The sequence below is a fragment of the Flavobacterium azooxidireducens genome, from assembly GCF_023195775.1.
Taxonomy (GTDB): domain Bacteria; phylum Bacteroidota; class Bacteroidia; order Flavobacteriales; family Flavobacteriaceae; genus Flavobacterium; species Flavobacterium azooxidireducens.
Window position 1 is genome coordinate 156697 of record NZ_CP096205.1, and the last position, 25855, is coordinate 182551.

Below are 25855 nucleotides of genomic sequence, written 5' to 3' on the forward strand. Positions count from 1 at the left end.
TAAGTTAAAATGTAAACAATTGTTATTCTTTTGTGAAATATTCCATCACATCTTGGCTTACACCCATGTTCGAGAATCCTCCGTCGTTATATAAATTTTGTAATGTTACACGTTTTGTTAAATCAGAAAACATAGCTACAGTATAATTTGCACAATCTAAAGCGGTTGCATTTCCTAATGGTGACATTTTATCTGCATACGTTATAAATCCATCAAAACCTTTTACTCCTTGACCTGCTGTGGTTGGTGTTGGTGATTGTGAAATGGTGTTTACACGCACTTTTTTATCTTTACCAAAGAAATAACCAAAACTTCTAGCGATAGATTCTAAATAAGCTTTATTATCTGCCATATCATTATAGTCAGGAAACACGCGTTGAGCAGCCATATAGGTTAAAGCTACAACACTACCCCACTCATTCATGGCATCTTTTTGATATAAAACCTGCATTACTTTATGAAAGGAAACAGCCGAAACATCCCAGCCTTTGTGTGTGAAATCGTAATTTTGACTTGCATAATGATTTCCTTTTCTAACGTTAACAGACATTCCGATTGAATGAAGTACAAAATCTAATTTTCCACCAAGAATTTCAGTTGCTTTTTCTACTAAATTCTCTAAATCAGCGATTGAAGTTGCATCAGCAGGAATAATCTGCGAACCGGTTTTTTCTGCCAATTCATTGATTGTTCCCATTCGCATAGCAATTGGAGCGTTTGTTAATACAAAAGTTCCGCCTTCTTCATGAACACGTTCTGCTGTTTTCCAAGCGATAGAATTCTCGTCCAAAGCTCCAAAAATTATTCCTCTTTTTCCTTTTAATAAATTATACATAGTGGTCTTCTTTTAGTTTGTATTGATGTTTCAAATATAATTAAAATTTTAGTTCAATAATGCTTTTGCGTGATTTAAAGCTGAATCTGATACAGTTGAACCAGACAGCATTTGAGCTATCTCGACTACTCTATCTTCTTTGTGTAGTAATTTTATTTCGGAGCTGGTTTGTGCACCTGCATCGGTTTTATACACTTTATAATGCGATTTTCCTTTGGCAGCAATTTGAGGTAAATGAGTTATAGCAAAAATTTGCATTTTTAAACTCATTTCTTTCATAATATCGCCCATTTTGTTAGCAATTTCTCCGGAAACTCCCGTATCAATTTCATCAAAAATGAGTGTTGGTAAATTGGAATAATTGGCTAAAATTGCTTTTACAGCCAACATAATTCGAGACATTTCTCCGCCAGACGCAACTTTTTTCAATAGTCCAAAATCAGAACCTTTATTAGTTGAAATTAGAAATTGAATAGAATCTTTTCCGTTGGAATAAAATGATTCTGAAAGAACAACTTCAATTTTAAATTGCACGTTTGGCATTCCGAGCTGACTCAAAATATCAATCAGCATTTCACTTAATTTTGGAATACTTTCTTCTCTATTTGAATGGATTTTTTGAGCAAAATCATTCAATTCTGCTTCATTTTTTTCAAGATGTAGTTGAATTTCTGTAATTTCACTTTCCAAAGAAGTGACTGAAATTACTTTTCCTTCTAATTCATTTTGAATTTGCAATAATTCTTCAACAGTAGTAACTTGGTGCTTTTTCTGTAAATCATATATGGTTTGTAGTTTTTGATTGACTAAAACCAATTGTTCGGGATCATTAATAACTGATTCAGACGAAGCATTCAATTCGTTTACAATGTCTTTTAATTCAATGGAAAGGCTTTCAATACGTTCAAAAAGTTGAGCATAATCAACTGAAAATGTACTTATTCGTTGAATGGAACTTTTGAATTCTTTCAAATTAACCAACAATCCAAATTGCTCACTGTCTGCCAAGGTTAAACTTTTTTCTAGTTGCTCTTTGATTAATTCAACATTGCTTAATTTTTCGAGTTGCGATTCTAATTCTTCTTGTTCATTTTCAATCAATTTAGCTTCGGCTAATTCATTGTATAAAAACGAATTATAATCTTGCTCTTTCAACGCATTGGCATAAAGTTGCTTTTTTTCGTCAAATTGAATTTTTAGTTTTTTGTGAATTTTTAATTTTTTAGAATAATCATCAAGAAGTGATTGATTGGAAGAAATCGCATCAATAATTTGAAATTGATACAATTCTTCAGTTAACTCTCTTGTTTGATGTTGCGAATGAATATCCAACAAAAATTCGCCTAATTCTACCAACTCATTCAAGTTAACCGGACTATCGTTTATAAAAGCTCTTGATTTTCCGGATGGTAAAATTTCTCTGCGAATGATAGTTTGATCTTCATAATCCAAATCATTTGCTTCAAAAAAATCTTTTAAATTATAATTTGAAATAGAAAAATGTCCTTCAATTACACACTTTTCTTCTTTGTTCTTTAGCGAAGATAAATCAGCTCTTTTTCCAAGAACTAAACCCAAAGCTCCTAAAAGTATTGATTTTCCTGCACCTGTTTCACCTGTTATAATAGAAAAACCATCGGAAAAATCAATAGATAATTTTTCGATTAGGGCGTAATTCTTTATGGATAATGAAGTTAGCATTTCCGGATTTTAAACTAAAATACAATGGCAATGTACTCAATTTATCGGAACTTTTTGAGAGGAAGTTTCAGATAATATCGACAAAGTTATTAAAACTTTATCTTAGACCAATTGGATGCATTTAAGGGTGAAACACGGTTCAAATTATCAACTAAATCGGTAATATCTATCTTTGGTCCTCCCGTAAATACAGATAGAATTTCATCGGCTTTAGTATCAAAAAACACACGTGTTAAATAAGCATTTGGTCGAACTGAATTAATTTTAGATAACGTTAAAACAGCATTTTTCACACCTTCTTTTCCTGCCGGTAAATCATCTGCCATTAAATCTAATCCTAGCTTGTGGTAATCATAAAACCCAAGACGAATTGGATCAAATGTACTTGATAGCATATCATTCACTAAGAAAAATCGATTTTGTAAACCATCTGATTGAGACCAACCTTTTCCGCCGGATTGGGAAACACTTACTATATTTTGTGCAATTTCTAAATAGTCATTTCCACCTTGGTATTCAAAAGAATCAGCATCCATTGCCAAAATCATGTAGGCATAAAATGAGACAACTGACACTAAATTAGAATCGAAACTATTTGGATTGAAGAACAAATTCTCAAATTCTATATATCTAAAAGTGAAATCTTTGTCGTTGATATTCAAAATCGGAGTACTGTAGGTTGAGTTAAAAACCGGTCTTGAAGCTTGAACTTGAATGGTAGCAGTAAAAACATTGTTGTTAAATTCAGATACATTGATAAACATTGAACAATCGATCCGTTCGTTATTTTTAAATTCACGAGTGCTCCATTTATTTTTATTTACAAATTCATTTAATGACGTTTCAAGTGTTTTAAAAATTTGTTGATTGGTAGATGTAATTCGTTCTGAATTAACTTTTACACTGCAATTTAATTCTTGTGCCTGAGTGAAACTCAATCCAAATAAAAAAACAAAAATGACTAATTTATGCATGACTCTGTTGTATTATTTTATTCAAAATGTCTTTTGCAACTTCCTCTTTTGATTTGAGTGGCATGGGTTCAATTTGAAATGATTTATCAATAAATGTTACTTTGTTAGTTGCTTTTCCAAAACCGGCTCCTTCATCATTGAGCGAATTTAAAACAATCAAATCTAAGTTTTTTTTCTGAATTTTCAACCTAGCATGTTCAATTTCATTTTCTGTTTCTAAGGCAAAACCAACTAAAAACTGTTCTTTTTTTATTTCACCTAAAGAGGCTAAAATATCTTTTGTTTTTTCTAATTCAATTGAAAAATCACTATCAGACTTCTTAATCTTTTGACTAGCAACTACTTTAGGTCTGTAATCTGCTACAGCGGCTGCGGCAATAGCAACATCAACTTCATTAAAAAACAAATGACATTGTTGATACATTTCTTCTGCGGATTGCACTCGGATTAATTTAATTCTGGAATTATCTACTTTTAAATGTGTTGGACCGGAGATTAAAATAACTTCTGCACCCAATTGAACAGCTTCGTTAGCAATATCAAAACCCATTTTTCCTGAAGAATGATTTCCTATAAAACGCACAGGATCTATTGCTTCGTATGTGGGGCCGGCAGTAATTAGTATTTTTTTTCCTTTGAGTGGTAATTTTTGTAAAATATCATTCTCCAAAAAGCTGATAATGTTCTCAGGTTCAGCCATTCTTCCCTCTCCGGAAAGTCCGCTGGCCAATTCGCCTGATTCGGCTGGAATCATTATATTTCCAAACAATTGAAGTTTGTGAAAATTATCAATCGAAGTAGGATGTTTATACATATCCAAATCCATTGCCGGTGCAAAGTAGACAGGACATTTTGCAGATAAATACGTTGCCATGAGCAAGTTATCGCAATTGCCATTTGCCATTTTAGCAAGTGTATTTGCCGTTGCGGGAGCAATAATCATCAAATCTGCCCAAAGACCTAATTCTACATGATTATTCCACAACGCATTTTCATCTTCTTCGTTATAAAATTCGGAAAAAACGGGATTTTTAGAAAGTGTAGATAATGTTAAAGGAGTAACAAAATCTCTAGAAGCAGGTGTCATGATAACTTGCACCTCTGCACCTGCTTTTATAAAAAGTCTAACCAATGAAGCAGTTTTATAGGCAGCAATTCCACCGGTAACTCCCAGTAGTATTTTTTTCCCGTTTAAAACTGACATGTGGTTCTTATTTGGTAGTATCTCTGTGGTAAATTTTTCCTTCCATCCACTCTTGTACTGCTAAAGCGTGTGGTTTAGGTAATTTTTCGTAGAATTTTGAAACTTCAATTTGTTCTTTGTTTTCAAAAATCTCTTCTAAACTATCATTGTAAGTAGCAAATTCTTCTAATTTTTCAATTAATTCTTTTTTAATTTCAGAATTAATTTGATTTGCTCTTTTAGCGATAATAGTTATCGCTTCGTACACGTTACCGGTGGTTTGCTCAATCGCTCTCTTATCATAAGTAATCGTGTTAACCGGAGCATTCGTCTTTTTTAAATCCATGACTATATTTATTTTGAATATTGTGGTAAAAGTTTATTTACGTCTTGTTTAATTTTGTCTGCTTTTTCTTTGTATTTAGATTCCGGAAACTGCTTCAAAAACTTATTATAATTTTCCAATGTTTCTTCTAATCTCATTTTCACTTTAGAATCTACACTATTGATGGCATATTTATAACTTGCTTCTATTTTATAGTAAAAAGCATCTTCTCTGTATGGAGTTCCGGGATAATCTGCAATAAAATTATCTAAAGCAACGATTGGAGCTCTAAAATCTCTAATAGCTTCCGCAATTGTGTGGTATTGTTTTGCAATTTCAAATGCTTTAAATTCTAATTTTTCTCTTAAATCTTTAGCAATTTTATTTGCTTCCGGAAGATACTGTGATTCAGGATATGCATCAATAAAGCCCTGCATTTTTTCAATCGATTTGTCAGTATCAATTTGATCTAATGAGTATCTTGGCGATAATTTAGAGTAACATAATGCTCCTAAAAAAGCGGCTTCTTCTACTTTTTCACTTTTAGGATATCCAGAAGCAAAGCTTTCAAACTGATAACCGGCTGTATAAAACTGTTCTGTTTTGTATAAACTCTGTGCATACATATAAAACATTTTTTCTGCCTGAGGTTTTCCTCTGTATGATGGAGCTATTTGTTCGAACAAACGAATAGCCTTTTGATATTTTCCTGCATTATATTTTTCTTCAGCTGCAGCGTATTTTACAGCGATATCTTCACTTTTCAATGCTTTTTGATATGGACTGCAAGAACTGAAAACAACAGCAACAAGAAAAACAAAATATAATTTATTCATTATGTGAATTTTATATGCAAATTTTCGAGAAATTTTATCACGAAAACCGGACTGCAAATTTAGTTAATAATTGCAGACTACAAAACATTTTTTTTATAGTCTTAAAACTCTGTAAAAAAACAAAAAGATGCGGTATAAATCGCATCTTTTATATTTAGATTAACATAGTTGTTATTTTGCCGGAGCCATTGGGCTCACAAAGTTTTTCATTTCATTATCAAAAAGATACAAACCGCCTTTGTCGTCGCCAATTAAATTGATTTTATCTAAGATGTAACGAGCTGTTGCCTCTTCTTCAATTTGCTCTGCCACATACCATTGCAAGAAATTGTGTGTTGCAAAATCTCTTTCGTCTAACGTTATTCCAACTAAATTATTAATACTTTCTGAAACCTTAATTTCATGTTCTAGTAATTGTTTGAAAAGAGCTTTGTAATGCGATAAATCTAAATTTGGCTCTAGGGTTGCTCCTACTTTGGCTTCTCCACCACGTTGGTTTACATATTTTATTAATTTTAGCATGTGCATTCTTTCTTCATCAGATTGATTGTACATGAAAGTAGAAATACCTTCAAAACCTTGCACTTCTGCCCATGAAGCCATGGCTAAATATACTTGCGAAGAGTCACCTTCCATTTTAATTTGACTATTTAATGCTGCTAATACGTTTTCTGATAACATAATTTTCTAATTTTTTTAATCAACGGCTAATTTACAATTTTTTTGACACTTTGACGAATTCTGTTTGCTAAGTCTTCGTTAACATTAACCAAAGGAAGTCTTAATGTATTTTCGCACAATCCCAAAACATGAAAAATTTCTTTAATTCCGGCAGGGTTTCCTTGTTCAAAAATCATATCAATTGCATCGGCTACTTGATAATGAATTTGATAGGCTTCATCCACTTTTTTATCCAATCCCAATCGAACCATGGTTGAAAATTGTTTGGGAAATCCTTCGCCGATAACCGAAATTACTCCTGCTCCACCGGCTAAAACCATTGGTAAAGTAACCATATCATCGCCTGAAATCACTAAAAATCCGTCCGGTTTGTTTTGAATTAATTTCATAGCCTGAACAATATCACCGGCCGCTTCTTTGATAGCTACAATGTTTTTGAATTCATTCGCTAATCGTAAAACAGTTGATGGAAGCATGTTGCTAGCTGTCCTTCCTGGAACATTATATAAAATTATCGGAATCGGTGAAGCTTCAGCAATAGCTTTAAAATGTTGATATATACCTTCTTGTGTGGGTTTGTTGTAATATGGTGAAACCGAGAGAATAGCTGTAAAATCGTCTAGATTTCTTGTTTTTAATTCTTCTACAACTTGCTGCGTGTTGTTTCCGCCAACGCCTAAAACAAGTGGTAATTTTTTATTATTTGCTTTGATAACTGTGTTAATTACCAATTCCTTTTCTTCTTGAGTCAACGTTGCGGTTTCTGCGGTTGTTCCCAAAACCACTAAATAATCAATTCCGTTATCAATTTGATAATGAACAATTTTTGATAAAGCTTCCGTATCAACGGATAAATCTTTTTTGAACGGAGTTACTAAGGCTACTCCAGTTCCAATGAGTGATTGCATAGTTTATAGTTTGTTTAGTATTCTTAGGTATTTGAATAATTCATCTACAAAAACAGTATAATTTTCAACTTGGGTATCAATCATAAAATGATTCAATTGTTTGTTAGACGAAGCAAATCCGACTTTAAATTCGGCCATCGATTTGTGGGTAACAATTTCTAACGGCGTTTTCATTGTGTCGTAATAACTTATTAATAAATCAAACGGCTTCGATTTGAATTCTTTTGCTTCATTTTTTTCTATAGAACCTATCCAAGAAATATCTTTTTTACTGTAGTGCGGATAATTTATATTTTCTTTCTTTTTATAGCTTGTTTTATAAGCTAAAACGGAAATGTTTTCGGATTTTAATCCTTTTTCAACCAAAAGTTGAATTAAATTTTCTTTTTTATCAAAAACTGTTTCATCTACCAAAACACCAACGGTTTGAATTGGCCTGTTTGAAACAGCAGAATTTACATTAAGTGAACTTTTTTTTAATACTCTTTTAGCAGAAAAAGTTCTAAAATATTTTAAAAACATTGTAGCTTTGCTTGGATTACAAAATTATAGAAATAAAGTCGTTTTTTGATGCTAAAACTAAAAAACTATACCATTATAATGACACATTTTGTGTTATTTATAACATTTTTGATGTTGTTTTCCGGATGTAAATCCAACTACGAAGTAGTGAAAGTGGAAGGAAAATTAATTGGTATTTCAGACACTTCTTCAGAAAACCTTGAAATTGAAAACTTTATCAAACCTTATCGCGATCACATCAACAAAGATTTAGACAGTGTGTTGGCTTTTTGTCCGGAAACATTAGATAAAAGCAAAGGTGAATGGCAAACCAATATTGGTAATTTTATGGCCGATGTTTGCTTGAGCGAAAGCAACAAAATCTTCAATAAACGATATGGAAAAACCGTTGATATTTGTTTGTTAAATCATGGTGGAATCCGGTCTATCATCCCAAAAGGAAATGTAACAACACGAACTGCTTTTGAAGTGATGCCTTTTGAAAATAATATGGTTGTTGCCGCATTAAAAGGAAGTCAAATTATGGAAATGGTTCATTATTTAATTGCTGAAAAGAAACCACATCCGTTAAGCGGAATTCAAATAACGTTAGATAGAAATAATTTTTTTAAGTCGGTTTTTATAAATAATCAACCTTTAGAATTAGATAAAATCTATTATGTTGCTACTTCAGACTATCTGGTAAATGGCGGCGACAATATGAATTTCTTTCAAAAAAACACAACCCTTTTTGATTTAGATTACAAGATAAGAAACTTGCTGATCGATTATTTTAAAGCGGTTGATGTAGTGGAAGCTTCTTCAACTCCAAGAATTATTGTTGACCAAAACTAATGGTATGAAAAGAAGAGATTTTATAAAAAACACAATTGCCGGTTCAACATTAGTAGGATTGAGCGGATTACCTTTGACTGGTTTTGGACAATTAAAAACAAAACATTTAACCATTTTACACACAAACGATGTGCACAGTCATATTGATCCGTTTCCGGCAGACCATCCTAAAAACCCGAATATGGGCGGAGTTGTAAAACGAGCCGTTCTTATTGATAAAATCAGACAAGAAAACCCTAATGTTTTGTTGTTGGATGCAGGTGATAGTTTTCAGGGAACTCCTTATTTTAATTATTATGGCGGCGAATTGGAATTTAAATTAATGTCCAAAATGGGATATGATGCAACCACAATTGGCAATCACGAATTTGATAATGGGATTGAAGGTTTGGCTGCTCAAATGCCGCATGCGAAATTTGAAATTCTTTCGGCAAATTATGATTTTAAAAATACGGTGATGCATTCTTTTGTGAAACCCTACAAAGTATTTCACAAAAACGGAATCAAAGTAGGTGTGTTTGGATTAGGAGTTGAATTGGCCGGTTTGGTTGATAAAAAAATGTATAAAGAAACTATTTATAACGATCCTGTAGAAATTACAACCGATATTGTAAAAAAATTGAAGTTGGAAGAAAGATGTGATTTAATTGTTTGTCTTTCGCATCTGGGTTATGCTTATAAAAATGATCCTGACAAAATTAGCGATATAAAATTAGCTACTTTAACCAAAGATATTGATTTGATTATTGGCGGTCATACACATACCTTTTTAGATAAACCAACAATTCTAAAAAACCTTGACAATAAAGATGTTTTGGTAAATCAAGTGGGTTGTCATGGAATTAATTTAGGACGAATAGATTTTTATTTTGACACCGATTCTTCTGTTATTTCGCAAGGTAAATCGATTATTGTTTGATGTTCGGAAAGCAATAAATACCGCATAAAAAGATAATGTCCTCCAAAAAAGCAAATAGTTCGGATTGGTTTAAACACTTGAACGGATAGATAATATCTTTCAATCATAAAAACAAAAATCAAAAAAGTAAACAACAACGAGCTTATCAAAAGCCAAATGTTCTTCATATTATCTTCTTCTAGAATAAAATTAGAGACAGCCAATCCTCCGAGAAAAGAGATAATTAAAGCATTCAAAATCGAAGGAACATAATTTATACCTAACGAAGAATAGGTTAAAAATATCAAATAAAACAAAGTTGATAAAAACGGTAAAAAACCTAAAGCTACGGGAATAAAACTAACTTTCTTTGAATTTTTAATTACGATTCTGGTAGTCAATACAATAAAAATTAAAAAGAAAAGTGTTGCTGAAATCACACCTGAATCCGATTTTATGAATAAAAATAAAATGGAAAGCAACGAAAATAAAAGTGAAGATAAATAGAGTTTATTTTTTCTAAAAGAACTAAAAAAATAAATCAAAAAAATAAGCGATACTCCAGCAATTCTAGCAGGAAGAATTATACTTTCATTATCAAAATAAACTCCAAAAGCCAATATACCTACAATTAAAAAAAATAAGGCTGTTAAGGGTAAAATTAATTTATTATCCGTTTTCAAAAAAAATCGTATTACTGTTTATCTATTTGCTTTTCAGTCATTAAAATATAAAGATAAAAAAAATAATGAGCCGACATCAAAACTAAAACACGAATTGGTTGAAAAATTGGAATGAATATGTAATATTTCTGGATTACGAACAAAAAAACAATAATTGTATATAAAAAAGTACTGATTAACAACCAAGTATGTTTGAAACCTTCTTCCATTAAATAGTTTGATAAAGACAATCCGCCTAAAATCGAAATTAAAATTACGTTTACAACAGCAGCTAAAAAACTTTGTCCGAGCGAATTCTGTGTAAGTACGATAAAATAAAGCAATGGAAAAAGAAAAAAGACACTCCCTATTGCTACAGTAAAAAATGAAAGTTTTGGAGAAGCTTTTATAACTAAAATTATTGTAATAACTCTATAAATTAAGAAAGCTATCAAACCGTAATTCAGTAAATCTACATCTGTTGAAATAAACAAAATATTAGAAACAGCAGCACATAAAAGAGCAAATAAATACGATTTATTTTTACTTTTAGAAGTTAAAATATAAAGCATCATCAAAACAGGAATGCTAATTGATTTTAAAATATATTCAACTGTATGAAATTCAAAAAAAGCAACAATTATCAATAGAAAAACTATCAATATAAAAACAGCTGATAAAACTTTAAAATACCTGTTTAATAGATATTCACTCATAAATTATTTTATTAAAAACCGCAAAGAAACTAATTAGAATTTGATCTTTCAATGATTAAAATAAATCTATAAAAAGCATAATAAGCAAAAGCATTCAAACTCATAGCAATAAGTCTGAAAATTTGTAATTGAATATAAAATTTTTCGATAAAAATGATGAAATGTAACGTTACAAACGACAAAACACAAATCAATAACCATGAACTTCTAGAGCTATCATTCATAATATAATGTGACAAGGCAATTCCGCCCAACAACGAAATCAAGCTGTTGTGAATTATCATAATGTAATACACTTCTTTAGATAACAAATCGGTATCGAAAAAGATGTAGAAAAAGATAATTAAAAAAGGAACCGAAGCAAGAATAACCGGAATAAAATCCTTAGTTTTCATTACTTTAAGAATATAAAAGATATTAATCAAGCGATGAAAACCAAAAACAATTAAACCTATAAAAATTAATTTAAGATCATTTGGAATAAAAAGTACATTGGTGATTAAAGACGTTATTATGGTAAGAAAAAAAAGTATATCTCTTTTGGGGGAACTATGCCAATACAATAGCATCAAAACGATAGAAATCAATGGTTTGAAAATATAAATCAGCGGTAAGAATCTAAAGTATTCAGCAATTACTTCGGTTAGAGCAACAATAAGCAAAACCCCAGTCAATATTTTCACTTTATTCATACCGATAATTGATTATCAAATTCTGAATAAAGTTACTAAAAATTTAACAAATTATAAAAAAATTAAAATTTATAAAATAAAAAAACCAAAGATTTTATTAATCTTTGGTTTTTTGAGATGGATTATTAATTCATTTTTATTTTATATCAACTAATTCAGTTGTAAAAATTAATGTGGCTTTTGCAGGAATCACCGGAGGTCTTCCGTCTTCACCGTAAGCCAACCAATAAGGAATAATTAATTTGGCTTTTCCTCCTTTGTTTAAAAGGGCAATACCTTCTTCCCAACCCGGAATAACCATTTTTTGTCCTAATTTAAAATCGATAGGTTGATTACGGTCATAAGAACTGTCAAATTTTTTCCCATCTGATAATTCGCCAATATAATGCACAGAAACATTGTTTCCGGCAGTAGCTTTAGCTCCAACTCCTTCGTTTTCCATAACATAAGCCAAACCGGAAGGAAGAATCGTTGCTTTTGGGAAAGTTTTTTTTACATAGTCATTAAATTTTACTTTCTCCACTTTTAATTCTTCTTCTCTTTTCTTTTTCAAGGCTTCTTCTGCAGCAAGTCTTCCTGCAAAAACTTTTGGAGCATCAAATTTCTTGGCTGCGTCACCTACTCTAATAATGGTTACTTTATCCATTACATCATTTTGAGCGATTGCATTCACAACATCTTGCCCTTCAATCACACTACCAAAAACAGTATGTTTTCCATCTAAATGTGGTGTTGGAACGTGTGTAATAAAAAACTGCGAACCATTTGTTCCTTTTCCGGCATTAGCCATTGAAAGAATTCCGGGTTTATCGTGTTTTAAATCGGTAATTTCATCAGCAAATTTATAACCCGGTCCGCTTGTTCCTGTTCCGGTTGGATCGCCACCTTGAATCATAAAATTCGCAATAACACGGTGAAATTTCAATCCGTCAAAATAAGGTTTTCCCTTTAAATCGGCAGATACTTCATTGTTTTTTCCTTCGGCTAACGAAACAAAATTAGCCACTGTGATTGGCGTTTTTTCAAATTCTAATTTTAAAAGAATTTTTCCTTTCAAGGTCTGAATTTCAGCGTAAAGTCCGTTTTCTTTTTGAGCAAATGTGCTCATAGAAATGGTTAGTAATAAAATGGAAACTATCTTTTTCATATTCTACTATTATTGATTTGGTAAATTCTCTAAAAGTTCTAATTCAAAAATTAAATTGGTGTTTGGTTGAATTACACCACCTGCACCTGCTTCTCCATAACCTAAATGAGAAGGAATAAAAATGACTGCTTTGTCGCCAATATTCATTTTTTCCAACCCTTCTAAAAACCCGGGAATTAAACCTGTTTTATTTCCGTATTGAAAAGGAAAAGGAACATAGGCTTGAGCATCTGCTTTTTGTTGGTTAAACTTTCCGAATGCTTTTGAAACATCTTCGTAGCTTGAATCGAATAACTCGCCACTTTCAAAAAATCCTGCATAATGAACATAAACCGTTGAACCAGCAGTTGGTTTCTTTCCGCTTCCTTTTTGATAAATGGTATATTCTAAACCTGTTGAAGTTTTTTGTGCTGCTTTTTTCTGTGTTTCAAAAAAGGCTAATTTGGTATCAATCACTTCTTTAAATTGAGCTAAAAATTCAGCTTTTTCTGCTGCTGCTTTTTCTTCAGCTTTTTTTCTATTTTCAGCTTCTACTCTCAATCTATCGTTAAAAACTTTTACAGCATCAAACTTTTTAGCAGCTTCACCATTTCTAACAATTTTGATTGACTCAATTAAATCTGAAGCCACGATTGCATTTACTACTTCTTGCCCTTCTTTCACTTTTCCAAAAACGGTGTGTCTTCCATCTAAAAATTTGGTTTCCACATGCGTGATAAAAAATTGTGAACCATTTGTTCCGGGGCCGGCATTTGCCATTGATAAAATTCCAGGACCATCATGAGATAAATCGGTAATTTCATCCATAAAATTATAACCTGGTCCACCACTACCATTTCCGGCAGGATCGCCACCTTGAATCATGAAGTTTGCTTCCACTCTGTGAAACGTTAAGCCATCATAAAATGGTTTGCCTTTTTTGGCTTCATCAGTAACATGCTCGTTAGTTCCTTCCGCCAACGAAATAAAATTAGCAACCGTAATCGGGGTTTTATCATATTCTAATTGTGTAATAATTTCACCTTTTGGTGTTTTAATCACTGCAAAAATTCCATCACCCAAATGATCGTAATCACTTCCGCATGATACTAAAAGTAATGACGTTGTTATACTTAAAAACAGAAATTTTAATTTTTTCATTTTCTTATTTTACTTGTTTATTGATTGTTTAAATTATTTTCTTTTTTAATCTTTTTTAAATCACTTTCTTTTTCAAAATCGGTTAAAGTTACGGTGCACATAATTGGAACATTCGGTCCTATTCTGTTTTTATCACCCAAATAACCATAAGCAATATGCGATGGAAATAAAAAAGTTACTTTTTCATTTTTACGCATCAATTTGATACCGTCTCTCAATCCAATCATAATCTCTTCTTTATCAACTAAATAATCTTGCGGACGAAGTTCAAGAGCGGTATAAATTACATTTCCTTTCAAATCATTAATTTCATACTCAAAAAAGGCAACATCTCCCCTTTTTGGTCTCAGTGTATCGATTTCATTTTTAATTTCATACGTGTACCAATATCCTTTTTGAGAAGCTAAATACTCTTTGTTAGGATTACTTTTGATGATCGAATCGATTAGTTTTTCTTCGCTGGCAATGAGTTTTTTATTGCGAACAACCGATTCCTTCATAAAACTACCCGAAGAATGTTGTTTTGGTCTTCTAGCTTCCGGATCTTGACATCCGATAGCGAATAACATGCCAAAAAAAAGTAATATGTTAAAAAATTTTAATTTCATTAGAATTTCAAATTGGGGTGATTTTTTACAACATTTTCAAATTGTTTGATTGTTTCCGACATTGACAACATCGATTTTCCTCCGGCAGCATTGTTGTGTCCACCGCCGTTAAAATAATCTCTCGACAATTGATTCACATCAAAATCGCCCAACGAACGCAATGAAATTTTGATGATTCCTTCGTCTTTATTTTCAATAAAAATGGCTGTAAAGATAACATCTTTGATGGATAATCCGTAATTCACAATTCCTTCAGTATCACCTTTTTTGTAATGAAAACGATCTAATTCTTCTTGCGTTAACGTAATATAAGATGTTTTGTGCTCTTTAATAACTCGCATGTTTTGAAGAGCTTTTCCAAGCAATTGCAAACTTTCATACGTAGTATTACTAAACAGAAGATTGTGGATTTCAGTGTTTTCTATACCCAAATCGATTAAATTAGCCACTATTCTATGGGTTTTTCCTGTTGTTTTAGGGAATTTAAATGAACCTGAATCCGTTACAATACCAGTGTAAATGCACGTTGCAATTGTTTTATCAATTAAATTCACATCACTTACAGCTTCAATAAAATCATACACCATTTCGCAGGTTGAACCATAGTTCGTATTGGAAAATGTTACTTTAGCATACGAATCAGGTGCTTGGTGGTGGTCAATCATTACAAAAGGAGCTTGTAACGTGTTCAACACATTTTCCATTTCGCCGGTTCGATGCAAAGCATTAAAATCTAATGTAAAAATTAATTCTGCTTGTTCAAGACTATTTTTTGTTGCGTTTCTATCTCTTTCATAAATCAAAACATCGGCAGAACCGGGCAACCAAGCTAAAAAATCCGGAAATTCATTGGGTGAAATAACAACCGGTTGATGATTCAATTTCTTTAAGAAATGATATAAAGCCAACGTTGAACCCATGGCATCACCATCCGGATTTCGATGTGGAATAATGGTAATTTTTTTAGATCCTTGAAGCAGTTTTTTGGCTTCGATAATTTGATTTTCTTCCATAGGATGCGAAGTTACTTTTTTTCTTTTAATAACGAAAAAATAGCAGAAAATTATAAGTTTTCAAATGTAGATTTTTTGAATTTTTTATAGAGATTTCCTTTTACACCTCCAATAATTTGGGTTGTATAAATTCCGGTCATCCCAGAAAAAAGGTAAGAAACCAAACAGGCAATGCCGATGAACAATCCGCACTCGATTCCAAATAATTCCATTCCCATCACTGTGCAAGCAATCGGCGTGTGTGTAGCACCTGAAAAAACGGCTACAAATCCCATTCCGGCCAAAAGAGCTGTTGGTAATGGAACATAAAGTGAAAGAAAACTGCCTAAGGTTGCTCCGATAAAAAACAGAGGTGTCACTTCGCCGCCTTTAAAACCGGCACCTAACGTGAATCCAGTAAATAAAATTTTCAATAAAAAAACATAAGCCAATTGTTCTGTTTCAAACGAATTTACAATAGTTGGAATTCCCAATCCGATGAATTTGGTAGTTCCCATCAAAAAAACGGCTACTGTAATTATAATTCCTCCCACAAAAGGGCGAAGCGGTGGATAATTTATATATTTTGAAAATATTTTTCCCCACCAATGCGTACTTCTTGAAAATAACATCGCGGCTAATCCAAAAGGAATTCCAACCAAAAGAGCCCAAAAAAATGTTTCCAACGTTATGCTGGGAACAAATGGAATTGAATAATGTGTGTGATGAATAGGTAAGAATTCCACAGTAAAATAGGCAACATAAGCCACCAAAAAAGATGGAAAAATGCTTTTGTAATTAATTCTGCTAAAAAAAAGCACTTCAATAGCAAAAATTGCTCCGGCTAACGGTGTTCCAAACACAGAAGCAAAACCGGCACTGATTCCGCAAATTAAAATTACTTTTCGGTCTTCATTATCCAAAGAAAACCATTTGGTAAACTGATCGGCAATAGTTGCACCCATTTGAACCGCCGTTCCTTCACGTCCGGCAGAACCACCAAAAAGATGTGTAATCAACGTTCCAACTAAAACCAAAGGCATCATTTTAAAAGGAATGGTTTTTTGAGGTTTAGAATATTCTTCTAAAATTAAATTATTTCCTTTAACAACCTCTTTTCCATAAATATAATAACCATAACCAATTAAAAATCCACCAAAAGGCAACAGCCAAATAATCCATTTGTTTAATTCTCTGAAATTGGTCACAAATTCTAAACTAAACAAAAACAAACCTGATGCTAATCCGGAGAGAATTCCAACAACTAGGGCAATGGTTATCCACTTAAAAAGATATTTTACAACTGACTTTAGATGCATCGATATTAATAATTTTCAAAAATAATCATTTTCAAAACAATTCTTATTGAAACATTAAATGATTAAAAAATTTAATTTGTATTGAAAATTAAATAATATTGTTATTTTTATCCAATAATTCAAAACCTATCCAAATACCACACAATGCCCCAACTAATTAAATTATGGTTTTTGCCATTTTTAAATTACATATTGTTTTTAATAGATAGTGCAACTTTCAGATTTACTATAAAAGTTCCTTATTTTCAAAACTTTACCTCTCCATCTTTAAATAGAGATTGGTTTTTTGTGATTGTATTTGTTCTTTTTTTACTAACCATATCCTATTTAGTTTTTAGAAGAAATGCTGCCTACAACAAAAGTTTTGTCAAAGATTTTTCGGAAACAGAATTTTCTAAGATAGAATATCAAAAATATTTTTTGGCACTTTCTATTATTATTCCTTTCATCGAAATTCTGCTTTCAACTTTTAACTTACGTAATCAACCCATGGTAAAATCAAATTTTGTATTTGGTTTGATTTTTTTGGGTATTTATTTTTTGAGTAAAAAAAGTAGTTTATTGTTGAATTATCTTCCACAAATTTTCATTTTTTTCTATCTAATTTATTTGTCAATTGTAATTAAAAACTTGGTTGTCTACGAACCAATGGAACTAATCACTTTTGCCGCATTGTTAATTTTATTATTTTTTTCATACAACGTTTTTAAAAAAATTAAACATTATTGGATTTTTGTAAGTACAATTTTTATAATCTTTCTAACCTTAATTATCACAGGCAAACTTGTTTTTGAAGTTGGTGTCATTTGCATCATCAGCTTTCTATTATTAGTAATTTTAAACTATGTTCGTCACAACTCAATTCTAAATACTAGAGATAAATTTTTGTTTGCCAATGAAATAGTAAACAAAGGAAATTCACTTGTAATTGCCACAAAAAAGAATGGCGAATTAACTTATTGCAGTGAAAATATAACAACGTTTTTAGGTTATACTGTGGATGAAGTTTTAGGAATGGGTTTCTGGAAATTAACCGAAGACTCAGAATTTGTAGGCGAAGATTATCATGAAGATTATCAACTCGATCGCGTTTACAAAAGAAAACTCAAATGTAAAGACGGTCAATACAAATATATTCAATGGGTTGATAAAGAATTTGGCGAAGATTTGTTTGTTGGAATCGGAATTGATGTAACAGAGCAAATTAACATCGAAAATCGATATAAAAGCTTAGTCGAGTCGGCAACCGATTTAATTTTTGAAACAGATGATAATGGAAAATTCACATACATCAATTCATTTTCTTGCCAACTATTGGAATATGATTTGAATGAATTAATGGAATTAAATTTTGGTCAATTAATTCGAGAAGATTATCGACAAGAAATGGTGATTTATTATTCTGAAGAATTAAAACAAACCGGAATTCCAAGGCTTTTAGAATTTCCTATTTTGAAAAAAAATGGAGAAGAAATCTGGATTTCTCAAAAAGTAACCGTTAAAAAGAATGATATAGACGAAATCATCGGTTATTCAGGAATTGCGAGAGATATTACCTTAATAAGAAATCTTGAAATTGAAAGAAATCAACGTCAAGATAAAATTAAAAAATACAACAATGCATTAACAAAGTTATCTACCACAAGTTTTGCAAATTTTGAAAATCTTACGCCAATTTTAAAAGTAATTTTTGAAAATGTATCAAAAGCATCTGGAATTCAACTAATAAGCTTTTGGAATTATTTTCATGATAGAATTGAATGTAAAAATTTATATGAACTGATAAACCATCAACATTCAAATGGGATCATTCTACTAAAGAAAAATTTTCCTATTTATTTTGAATCAATAGAAAAAGAACAAATAATTGTAGCATCAGACATTACAAGGCATCGAGAAACCTCAGAATTTGTGACCAATTATTTAGCAGAAAATAATGTTAAATCCTTACTCGATTATCCTGTTTTTATAGACGGAAAACTTTACGGAATTATAAGCTTTGAAGCCACTGATTCCATTCGTTACTGGGATAATGAAGATATTAATTTTACGCGGTCTGTTTCCGAAATTATTTCGCTGGTGATCGAAACATTAAAGCGAAGAACCATTGAAGATAACATTAAATATAAAAGCGAAATTCTTACCGCAATCAGTAAAATTTCAGAAAAAATTCTTTCTAACAAAGACATCTACACCATCTTTAATGATATTTTAAAAACTGTAGGAATCGTAACAAAAGTTGATCGGATTTATTTTTTTGAAGCCAATGAAGAAGACCGTCTTATTTCGCAAAAGTTTGAATGGGTAAATGAAAATATTCAACCTCAAATCAACAATCCAGACTTACAAAATGCTCCTTATGAAATGTTTCTGGATATTGTTATCCCTTTAAAATCGAATAAAATTTACAATAAATTAGTCAAAAATATATTTGAGAGTGATTACAAAGAACTCATGAAGTCTCAAAATATACTTTCAATACTTATTTTTCCGATTTTTGTAAAAAATAAATTGGTTGGTGCATTAGGATTTGATGATTGCAAAACAGAAAGAATTTGGACAGAAGATGAAATCAATATTCTTCAAACGTTAGTCAATAATGTTTCTTCCTCATTAGAAAGAAATGTCAATGAAAGTATTATTAATGATAGTGAAGAACGTTTCAGACTTTTAGCAGATAATATTCCAGGAACAATTTATCTTTCAAAATACGATTCAAAATTTACAAAAATATACCTCAATAACGAAATTGAAAAATTAACCGGTTACCCAAAAGAAGCATTTCTATCGAATGAAATTTATTATTCAGACATTCTCCATCCTGAAGACAAGCAAAGAGTTATAAACGATCAAAAATATGCGTTAGAAAACAAGCAAAAAATTCATTTTATTTATCGAATCATTCATAAAAAAGGTCAAGTTGTTTGGGTTGAAGAATTTGGCGATGTCATTATAAAAGACAGTCAAATTGAATTTATTGAAGGAATTTTTATCGATATAACCGAAAGAAAATTACAAGAAGCCGCCATTAAAGAAAAGGAAATGGCTGTTGCTGCTAACAAAGCCAAGTCAGAATTTTTGGCCAATATGAGTCACGAAATTAGAACTCCACTTAACGGAATAATTGGTTTTACCGATTTGTTAATGAATTCTAACTTAGAAAAAGCTCAGGCAAAATATATGAAAACCGTCAATCAATCGGCAAAATCACTGATGGGCGTAATTAATGATATTTTAGATTTTTCTAAAATTGAATCAGGTAATTTAGAGTTAACGATTGAAGAAACAAAAATAGTCGATATTGCTTCTGAAGTTATCGACACCATAAAATTTGATGCCATTCAGAAAAAATTAGATATTGATTTACATATTAACAACGACGTTCCTGTCACCGTTTGGCTAGATCCAATCAGACTGAAACAAATTTTAATCAATTTATTGGGTAATGCAGTTAAATTTACTTCCAAAGGAAAAGTAAAATTAAAAATTGCTGTAGTTGACAAAATCGCCACGCATCAAACACGAATTCGATTTTCGGTAATTGATACCGGAATTGGAATTAGACGTGAAAATCAATCCAAAATTTTTGAAGCTTTTTCACAAGAAGATAGTTCAACAACCAGACAATATGGCGGAACAGGATTAGGTTTGAGTATTTCTAATAAACTGTTAGGATTAATGAACAGCAAATTGGAATTAGAAAGTATTCCTGAAAAAGGCAGTACATTCTATTTTGATATCGATTTGCAAACTTCCAGTAAAGAATCAATCGAATTCCCGAAAAACATTGTTGTAAATGGTGAATTTGTTTATGAAAATCCAGCTAATGCAACAGTTTTAGTGGTAGAAGACAACAATATCAATTCGCTGTTAGCCAAAACATTATTAAAAAAGATTCTTCCAAATGCAAAAATAATAACGGTTTCAAATGGTTTAGAAGCATTAGAAAAAGTTCAGGAAACAACCGTCGACATCATTTTTATGGATATTCAAATGCCAGTAATGAATGGCTATGAAGCCACAACCGAAATTCGTAAATTAGAGCATGGCAAAAAAATGCCAATTATCGCTTTGACTGCTGGAACTGTTGTGGGCGAAAAAGAAAAGTGCCTCGAAATCGGAATGAACGATTACATCTCCAAACCAATCATAAAAGGAAGTTTAGAAGAAATTGTTTCGAAATGGTTAAAAAAGTAAAAATATTTTATACTTTTATAATACTATAAACCAATAAACAATTTTTTTATATGAAATGGGAAGGCAGAAGACAAAGTAAAAATGTAGAAGACCGTAGAGGGATGGGAACCGGCGGAAAAGTAGTTGCCGGCGGTGGCTTAATCGGAATCGTCATTCTTCTCATTAGCGTTTTTGGTGGCGAAGGTGCCCAAAACTTAGCTCCAATTCTAGAACAATTCCAACAGCAACAATCTACCGAAGCTCCTGCTCAACCACTTAGTGCGGAGGATGAAAAAATGGGACAATTTGTTTCAACCGTTTTAGCAGATACCGAAGATGTTTGGCATAAAATTTTTAAAGATAACGGACTGACTTATAAAGAACCCGGAATGGTTTTGTTTCGTGGTTCTGTGCAATCGGCTTGCGGTGGAGCAACTTCTGCATCCGGACCTTTTTATTGTCCCGGAGATCATAAAATTTATATGGATTTAGATTTTTTTGATGAACTTCAAACGCGATTTGGTGCAAAAGGTGGCGATTATGCTATTGCCTATGTTATTGCTCACGAAGTGGGTCATCACGTGCAAACATTACTTGGAACTTCAGGAAAAGTGCGACAATTGCAACAAAATATGAGTAAAACTGAAGCTAATAAATTATCGGTTTCGTTAGAACTACAAGCTGATTTTTATGCGGGACTTTGGACTCATTACAACAGCAAATATTTAGAAGAAGGTGATATCGAGGAAGCATTGAGTGCAGCTCAAGCAGTTGGTGATGATGCCATTCAAAAGAAAATGCAAGGTCACGTTGTTCCCGATTCATTTACGCACGGAACTTCCGAGCAACGTGTAAAATGGTTCGGAAAAGGTTTCAAAACCGGAGATGTAAAACAAGGTGACACATTCGCAGAATTGAATTAAATTCAGTTTTACAATCAAAAATCTTTAATAATTAAAATAGTGGTTCCCTTTTTTAAAACATTCATAATTCGTTTTAAAAAAGGGAATTTTTATGAAATGTTCAATTCATTTTGAATGCCACTTTTATAAATTTGTTGTTCATAAATCTTCATAAAATGAACGTTGGCATCGATAGCATTTCCTTTGATATTCCTAAAATACACTTACCCATTTCAACCCTTGCGAATAAGAGAAATATTGAACCTGATAAACTGATAAAAGGTTTAGGTTTACACAAAATGAGTTTTCCTGACAAGCATCAGGATGTAGTGACTTTTGCTGCGAATGCGGGTTTGAAATTATTTCAGCAGGAAAATATCAATCCATTCGAAATTGCTCGAATTTACATTGGTTCAGAAAGTGGTGTGGACAGTTCAAAACCCATCGCATCCTATGTTTTAGCTTTGTTGGAAAGTAAATTAGGTGAAGGTTCTTTGCGAAATTGTGATGTGGTTGATTTAACTTTTGCCTGTATTGGCGGTGTGGATGCGTTGCAAAATTGTTTAGATTATATTAGATTAAATCCGACCAAAAAAGCGATGGTCATTGCTTCCGATAATGCCAAATATGATTTGGAATCAAGTGGAGAATATACACAAGGTGCGGGTGCAATTGCGATGTTGATTACTTCAAATCCAAGAATTCTTAGTTTTTCTAATGAAGTTGGCGTTTCCACAGAAGGTGTTTTTGACTTTTTTAAACCCAGACAAACTTTTTCCAAATCAGACATAACAAATTCATCGGATAATCCGGAATGGTTTGGTGTTTTAGAAAATGAAATTTTCATCTACAAAGAACAACCTGTTTTTGACGGTCACTATTCCAATCAATGCTACATCAATCGAATTACGGAAGCCTACACTCATTTTAAAAAAGAAAGTCAGCAATCCGGAAAAGTCTATGAAAATTGGACTTCCATTATGATGCACCTACCTTACTGTTTTCAAGGAAGAAGAACATTTATTGAAATCTTTGCCAATGAAAATCCGGAATTACTCAACAATCAAATCGGCGAAACTGAAAAAGACAAATTGAAAGCATTGACCAAAAGTTCAGAATATTTGGAACTCATTAATCAAAAAATTTATCCCTCCGAAATTGCTTCCGGGCAAGTTGGAAACATTTATACCGGTTCTATTTTTCTTGGTTTACTTTCCACTTTATGCTATCACGCTAAGCAAAATACAACTTTAGAAAACAAAAAAGTTGGTTTTATTGCGTATGGAAGCGGTTCCAAATCAAAAGTTTTTGAAGCAACTGTTTGTGAAAATTGGAAATCAGTCATTTCTCAAATTCATCTCTTCGAAACATTAGAAAATAATCATCCGATTGATTTTGAAACATACGAAAAACTACATAAAAAAGAATTACAAAATTCGGTTTTAGAACCTAAAAATGAGTTTATTTTGGCATCGATTGAAAAGGAAAATCCGGTGTTGGTTGGTGCGAGGTATTATGAGTTTGTGATATAAATCATCCTAGTGCGACAGCACTAAATTACATCCGACTTCAGTCGGATGATTCACCTCTGTGCGACAGCACTTTCGTCCGACTTCAGTCGGATGATGCATCTCCTTTTTTCTCAAAAACCTTTTTAATCTTATCATATTCTTCACAAAATGGTTTTTTAGAATGATGACTTTCTTGATTTTTGATATAATTACGAACTCGCTTCAAAATTGATTCAGAAACTGACAATGCAAAAAATTCACTTTGCCATTCAAATCTTTTCCCTTTCAAATTCGGAAATAAATCAGGATTTTGATTAATCCAATACGAAGATTCACCTTTAATTAATTGCATTACTTTTTCAACACTTTGATTGATTCCCAATGAAATCAAACAATGACAATGATCTTCATATCCATTAACAAAATCAACATGAATTCCTTTTTGTTTTGCATTTTCTTTGATATGGTTCCAAACCAACTGTCTCGATTCAATTGTGTTTAAAAATGGATATCTGTTTTTTGTGCACCAGACAAAATGGATGTATATTTTTAGATATGGCATATAATTATGATTTTGATTTTTTAATCCTCCGACTGAAGTCGGAGGCAAGTTAGTGCTGAAGCACAGGGAATATTTATTGTGCTATTGATATTGATTTTTGCTTTTGATTTTTGATATTGTTTACCCCAGCCAACCCTCTCGATCCAAACTTCGATATTGAATTGCCTCAGCAATATGATTAGGTTTAATATTTTCTGCAGCCTCTAAATCAGCAATGGTTCTGGCAACTTTTAAAATTCGGTCATACGCTCGGGCGGATAAATTTAAACGTTCCATCGCAGTTTTGAGTAAACTCAATGAAGCTTCATCCAACACACAATATTCACGGATATGTTTACTACCCATTTGAGCATTGTAATGAATCGAATCAAAATTTTCAAATCGATTAGACTGAATTTCTCTGGCAGAAGTCACTCGTTTTCTAATTTCCACACTACTTTCTGCTTTTCGGGTTTCAGTTAGTTTTTCAAACGGAACGGGATTTACTTCAATGTGTATATCAATTCTATCCAAAAGCGGTCCCGAAATTTTGCTCAAATACCGTTGCATTTCCGCCGGAGAAGAACTTACCGGAGCATTTGGATCATTAAAATAGCCTCCAGGACTTGGGTTCATACTCGCAACCAACATAAACGACGAAGGATAAGTAATTGTAAACTTTGCCCTCGAAATCGTCACTTCTCTATCTTCCAACGGTTGACGCATCACTTCCAACACTTCACGTTTGAATTCAGGCAATTCATCCAAAAATAAAACACCATTGTGAGCTAATGAAATTTCGCCCGGTTGTGGATAACTTCCGCCGCCAACGAGCGAAACCGAAGAAGCCGTGTGATGCGGACTCCGAAACGGTCGCTGACTCATTAATCCGGCTTCTTTCGTTTTGCCAGCAACCGAATGAATTTTAGTGGTTTCCAATGCTTCTTTCATCGTCATTGGTGGTAAAATGCTAGGCATTCGTTTGGCTAACATCGTTTTTCCTGAACCTGGCGGACCGATTAAAATGATATTATGACCGCCGGCGGCGGCAATTTCCATACAACGTTTGATTCCTTCCTGACCTTTTACATCTGAAAAATCAAATTCAGGAAATTCTAATGTTCGAGAAAATTCGGTTTGAGTATCAATTAAAGTGGGTTGCAAATCACCTCTTCCTTCAAAAAAATCGATGACTTGAAGTACATTTTCAACTCCATACACATCTAAGCCTTCTACAATTGCGGCTTCTTTTACATTTTGAATGGGAAGAATAAATCCTTTAAAACCTTCTTCTTTCGCTTTAATAGCAATCGATAGAGCTCCTTTTATGGGCTGCAGACCGCCATCAAGTGAAAGCTCGCCCATAATGACATATTGACTTAACTCTTCTGCTTTAATTTGACTTGTAGCCACTAAAATTCCGATGGCTAGCGTTAAATCATACGCCGAACCTTCTTTTCGCAAATCGGCCGGAGCCATGTTGATGGTAATTTTTTTAACCGGTAAAGAATACCCGTTATTTTTTAAAGCGGCAGCAATGCGGTAACTGCTTTCTTTGATGGCATTATCGGGCAATCCAACCAAGTGGTAGCCCACGCCTTTATCGATGTTTACTTCTACTGTAATTGTGGTGGCTTCTACACCGAAAACGGCACTTCCGAATACTTTAACTAACATGGCGTATAAATTTATGAATGACAAATATCACAAATTCATTCTCAAAAATGAAGTAATTTTGATGAAAATTATTCT

24 protein-coding genes are annotated in these 25855 nt (G+C 32.3%); 5 read left to right on the forward strand and 19 right to left on the reverse strand.

Annotated elements, in window-relative coordinates; translation table 11 throughout:
• Positions 1 to 22: 22 nt before the first annotated feature.
• The 9 genes from M0M57_RS00685 to M0M57_RS00725 all read right to left on the reverse strand — a co-directional run bounded on the left by M0M57_RS00685 (position 23) and on the right by M0M57_RS00725 (position 7965).
• Positions 23 to 835 carry an enoyl-ACP reductase FabI gene (locus M0M57_RS00685; RefSeq protein ID WP_248434453.1) on the reverse strand — a complete coding sequence of 271 codons (813 nt, stop codon included), beginning with the start codon at positions 833 to 835 and terminating at the stop codon, positions 23 to 25.
• A gap of 48 nt (positions 836 to 883) precedes the next feature.
• On the reverse strand, positions 884 to 2536 hold the full coding sequence (gene recN / locus M0M57_RS00690; protein WP_248434455.1) for a DNA repair protein RecN: 1653 nt from the start codon (positions 2534 to 2536) through the stop codon (positions 884 to 886).
• A gap of 89 nt (positions 2537 to 2625) precedes the next feature.
• Complete coding sequence (gene porD, locus M0M57_RS00695) at positions 2626 to 3510, reverse strand: type IX secretion system protein PorD (RefSeq protein WP_248434456.1); 885 nt, start codon at positions 3508 to 3510, stop codon at positions 2626 to 2628.
• A complete protein-coding gene (coaBC, locus tag M0M57_RS00700) occupies positions 3503 to 4714 on the reverse strand; it encodes a bifunctional phosphopantothenoylcysteine decarboxylase/phosphopantothenate--cysteine ligase CoaBC (protein WP_248434457.1) in 1212 nt (403 codons plus the stop codon). The genes porD and coaBC overlap by 8 nt, the downstream gene beginning before the upstream one ends.
• Before the next feature lie 7 nt (positions 4715 to 4721).
• Positions 4722 to 5039 (reverse strand): DNA-directed RNA polymerase subunit omega, encoded by a 318-nt coding sequence (locus M0M57_RS00705; RefSeq protein WP_248434458.1) that lies wholly within the window; start codon positions 5037 to 5039, stop codon positions 4722 to 4724.
• An 8-nt stretch (positions 5040 to 5047) separates the two neighbouring features.
• Positions 5048 to 5854 carry an outer membrane protein assembly factor BamD gene (locus M0M57_RS00710; RefSeq protein WP_248434459.1) on the reverse strand — a complete coding sequence of 269 codons (807 nt, stop codon included), beginning with the start codon at positions 5852 to 5854 and terminating at the stop codon, positions 5048 to 5050.
• A 171-nt stretch (positions 5855 to 6025) separates the two neighbouring features.
• On the reverse strand, positions 6026 to 6535 hold the full coding sequence (locus M0M57_RS00715) for a ferritin (protein WP_248434460.1): 510 nt from the start codon (positions 6533 to 6535) through the stop codon (positions 6026 to 6028).
• 26 nt (positions 6536 to 6561) lie between these two features.
• The gene (gene dapA / locus M0M57_RS00720) at positions 6562 to 7443 is read right to left on the reverse strand and encodes a 4-hydroxy-tetrahydrodipicolinate synthase (RefSeq protein ID WP_248434461.1); all 882 of its coding nucleotides are present in this window, start codon (positions 7441 to 7443) and stop codon (positions 6562 to 6564) included.
• 3 nt (positions 7444 to 7446) lie between these two features.
• Positions 7447 to 7965 (reverse strand): DUF6913 domain-containing protein, encoded by a 519-nt coding sequence (locus tag M0M57_RS00725; RefSeq protein ID WP_248434462.1) that lies wholly within the window; start codon positions 7963 to 7965, stop codon positions 7447 to 7449.
• 48 nt (positions 7966 to 8013) lie between these two features.
• Between M0M57_RS00725 and M0M57_RS00730 the strand changes: the two genes are divergently transcribed.
• Positions 8014 to 8799, forward strand: coding sequence for a 5'-nucleotidase C-terminal domain-containing protein (locus M0M57_RS00730; protein ID WP_248434463.1), 786 nt, complete (start codon positions 8014 to 8016; stop codon positions 8797 to 8799).
• Between the two features lie 4 nt (positions 8800 to 8803).
• A complete protein-coding gene (locus M0M57_RS00735; RefSeq protein WP_248434464.1) occupies positions 8804 to 9718 on the forward strand; it encodes a bifunctional metallophosphatase/5'-nucleotidase in 915 nt (304 codons plus the stop codon).
• On the opposite strand, the gene M0M57_RS00740 is transcribed toward M0M57_RS00735, so the two are convergent.
• The 8 genes from M0M57_RS00740 to M0M57_RS00775 all read right to left on the reverse strand — a co-directional run bounded on the left by M0M57_RS00740 (position 9664) and on the right by M0M57_RS00775 (position 16973).
• On the reverse strand, positions 9664 to 10380 hold the full coding sequence (locus M0M57_RS00740; RefSeq protein ID WP_248434466.1) for a hypothetical protein: 717 nt from the start codon (positions 10378 to 10380) through the stop codon (positions 9664 to 9666). The genes M0M57_RS00735 and M0M57_RS00740 overlap by 55 nt on opposite strands.
• A gap of 11 nt (positions 10381 to 10391) precedes the next feature.
• Positions 10392 to 11075 carry a hypothetical protein gene (locus tag M0M57_RS00745; RefSeq protein WP_248434468.1) on the reverse strand — a complete coding sequence of 228 codons (684 nt, stop codon included), beginning with the start codon at positions 11073 to 11075 and terminating at the stop codon, positions 10392 to 10394.
• 29 nt (positions 11076 to 11104) lie between these two features.
• A complete protein-coding gene (locus tag M0M57_RS00750) occupies positions 11105 to 11767 on the reverse strand; it encodes a lysoplasmalogenase family protein (RefSeq protein WP_248434470.1) in 663 nt (220 codons plus the stop codon).
• Between the two features lie 136 nt (positions 11768 to 11903).
• Positions 11904 to 12914, reverse strand: coding sequence for a peptidylprolyl isomerase (locus tag M0M57_RS00755; protein WP_248434472.1), 1011 nt, complete (start codon positions 12912 to 12914; stop codon positions 11904 to 11906).
• Positions 12915 to 12923: 9 nt separating this feature from the next.
• Entirely contained in the window at positions 12924 to 14054 is a 1131-nt protein-coding gene (locus tag M0M57_RS00760) for a peptidylprolyl isomerase (RefSeq protein WP_248434474.1), read from the reverse strand.
• A gap of 17 nt (positions 14055 to 14071) precedes the next feature.
• Positions 14072 to 14662, reverse strand: coding sequence for a gliding motility-associated peptidyl-prolyl isomerase GldI (gene gldI / locus M0M57_RS00765; protein WP_248434476.1), 591 nt, complete (start codon positions 14660 to 14662; stop codon positions 14072 to 14074).
• The gene (locus tag M0M57_RS00770; protein WP_248434478.1) at positions 14662 to 15675 is read right to left on the reverse strand and encodes a DHH family phosphoesterase; all 1014 of its coding nucleotides are present in this window, start codon (positions 15673 to 15675) and stop codon (positions 14662 to 14664) included. The genes gldI and M0M57_RS00770 overlap by 1 nt, the downstream gene beginning before the upstream one ends.
• Before the next feature lie 50 nt (positions 15676 to 15725).
• Positions 15726 to 16973: a voltage-gated chloride channel family protein gene (locus M0M57_RS00775; RefSeq protein WP_248434480.1), complete on the reverse strand. Its 1248-nt coding sequence runs from the start codon at positions 16971 to 16973 to the stop codon at positions 15726 to 15728.
• A gap of 144 nt (positions 16974 to 17117) precedes the next feature.
• Here M0M57_RS00775 and M0M57_RS00780 point away from each other — a divergent pair, with 144 nt between their 5' ends.
• The 3 genes from M0M57_RS00780 (at position 17118) to M0M57_RS00790 (ending at position 23583) form a co-directional block, all read left to right on the forward strand.
• Positions 17118 to 21170: a PAS domain S-box protein gene (locus tag M0M57_RS00780; protein WP_248434482.1), complete on the forward strand. Its 4053-nt coding sequence runs from the start codon at positions 17118 to 17120 to the stop codon at positions 21168 to 21170.
• 50 nt (positions 21171 to 21220) lie between these two features.
• The gene (gene ypfJ / locus M0M57_RS00785; RefSeq protein WP_248434483.1) at positions 21221 to 22072 is read left to right on the forward strand and encodes a KPN_02809 family neutral zinc metallopeptidase; all 852 of its coding nucleotides are present in this window, start codon (positions 21221 to 21223) and stop codon (positions 22070 to 22072) included.
• Positions 22073 to 22227: 155 nt separating this feature from the next.
• Positions 22228 to 23583: a hydroxymethylglutaryl-CoA synthase family protein gene (locus tag M0M57_RS00790; protein ID WP_248434485.1), complete on the forward strand. Its 1356-nt coding sequence runs from the start codon at positions 22228 to 22230 to the stop codon at positions 23581 to 23583.
• Positions 23584 to 23665: 82 nt separating this feature from the next.
• Here M0M57_RS00790 and tnpA read toward each other — a convergent pair whose 3' ends face one another.
• On the reverse strand, positions 23666 to 24124 hold the full coding sequence (gene tnpA / locus M0M57_RS00795; protein WP_248434487.1) for an IS200/IS605 family transposase: 459 nt from the start codon (positions 24122 to 24124) through the stop codon (positions 23666 to 23668).
• Positions 24125 to 24244: 120 nt separating this feature from the next.
• Entirely contained in the window at positions 24245 to 25780 is a 1536-nt protein-coding gene (locus M0M57_RS00800) for a YifB family Mg chelatase-like AAA ATPase (RefSeq protein ID WP_248434489.1), read from the reverse strand.
• Positions 25781 to 25855: the final 75 nt, after the last annotated feature.

What these genes read in the sequence shown, in the direction of transcription:
- dapA (WP_248434461.1), bottom strand. Translation starts at nt 7,443, where the DNA reads ATGCAATCACTCATTGGAACTGGAGTAGCCTTAGTAACTCCGTTCAAA.
- M0M57_RS00770 (WP_248434478.1), bottom strand. Translation starts at nt 15,675, where the DNA reads ATGGAAGAAAATCAAATTATCGAAGCCAAAAAACTGCTTCAAGGATCT.
- ypfJ (WP_248434483.1), top strand. Translation starts at nt 21,221, where the DNA reads ATGAAATGGGAAGGCAGAAGACAAAGTAAAAATGTAGAAGACCGTAGA.
- M0M57_RS00790 (WP_248434485.1), top strand. Translation starts at nt 22,228, where the DNA reads ATGAACGTTGGCATCGATAGCATTTCCTTTGATATTCCTAAAATACAC.
- M0M57_RS00710 (WP_248434459.1), bottom strand. Translation starts at nt 5,854, where the DNA reads ATGAATAAATTATATTTTGTTTTTCTTGTTGCTGTTGTTTTCAGTTCT.
- M0M57_RS00800 (WP_248434489.1), bottom strand. Translation starts at nt 25,780, where the DNA reads ATGTTAGTTAAAGTATTCGGAAGTGCCGTTTTCGGTGTAGAAGCCACC.
- coaBC (WP_248434457.1), bottom strand. Translation starts at nt 4,714, where the DNA reads ATGTCAGTTTTAAACGGGAAAAAAATACTACTGGGAGTTACCGGTGGA.
- M0M57_RS00725 (WP_248434462.1), bottom strand. Translation starts at nt 7,965, where the DNA reads ATGTTTTTAAAATATTTTAGAACTTTTTCTGCTAAAAGAGTATTAAAA.
- porD (WP_248434456.1), bottom strand. Translation starts at nt 3,510, where the DNA reads ATGCATAAATTAGTCATTTTTGTTTTTTTATTTGGATTGAGTTTCACT.
- M0M57_RS00780 (WP_248434482.1), top strand. Translation starts at nt 17,118, where the DNA reads ATGCCCCAACTAATTAAATTATGGTTTTTGCCATTTTTAAATTACATA.
- M0M57_RS00715 (WP_248434460.1), bottom strand. Translation starts at nt 6,535, where the DNA reads ATGTTATCAGAAAACGTATTAGCAGCATTAAATAGTCAAATTAAAATG.
- M0M57_RS00755 (WP_248434472.1), bottom strand. Translation starts at nt 12,914, where the DNA reads ATGAAAAAGATAGTTTCCATTTTATTACTAACCATTTCTATGAGCACA.
- M0M57_RS00685 (WP_248434453.1), bottom strand. Translation starts at nt 835, where the DNA reads ATGTATAATTTATTAAAAGGAAAAAGAGGAATAATTTTTGGAGCTTTG.
- M0M57_RS00735 (WP_248434464.1), top strand. Translation starts at nt 8,804, where the DNA reads ATGAAAAGAAGAGATTTTATAAAAAACACAATTGCCGGTTCAACATTA.
- M0M57_RS00750 (WP_248434470.1), bottom strand. Translation starts at nt 11,767, where the DNA reads ATGAATAAAGTGAAAATATTGACTGGGGTTTTGCTTATTGTTGCTCTA.
- M0M57_RS00745 (WP_248434468.1), bottom strand. Translation starts at nt 11,075, where the DNA reads ATGAGTGAATATCTATTAAACAGGTATTTTAAAGTTTTATCAGCTGTT.
- M0M57_RS00760 (WP_248434474.1), bottom strand. Translation starts at nt 14,054, where the DNA reads ATGAAAAAATTAAAATTTCTGTTTTTAAGTATAACAACGTCATTACTT.
- recN (WP_248434455.1), bottom strand. Translation starts at nt 2,536, where the DNA reads ATGCTAACTTCATTATCCATAAAGAATTACGCCCTAATCGAAAAATTA.
- gldI (WP_248434476.1), bottom strand. Translation starts at nt 14,662, where the DNA reads ATGAAATTAAAATTTTTTAACATATTACTTTTTTTTGGCATGTTATTC.
- M0M57_RS00775 (WP_248434480.1), bottom strand. Translation starts at nt 16,973, where the DNA reads ATGCATCTAAAGTCAGTTGTAAAATATCTTTTTAAGTGGATAACCATT.
- tnpA (WP_248434487.1), bottom strand. Translation starts at nt 24,124, where the DNA reads ATGCCATATCTAAAAATATACATCCATTTTGTCTGGTGCACAAAAAAC.
- M0M57_RS00705 (WP_248434458.1), bottom strand. Translation starts at nt 5,039, where the DNA reads ATGGATTTAAAAAAGACGAATGCTCCGGTTAACACGATTACTTATGAT.
- M0M57_RS00730 (WP_248434463.1), top strand. Translation starts at nt 8,014, where the DNA reads ATGCTAAAACTAAAAAACTATACCATTATAATGACACATTTTGTGTTA.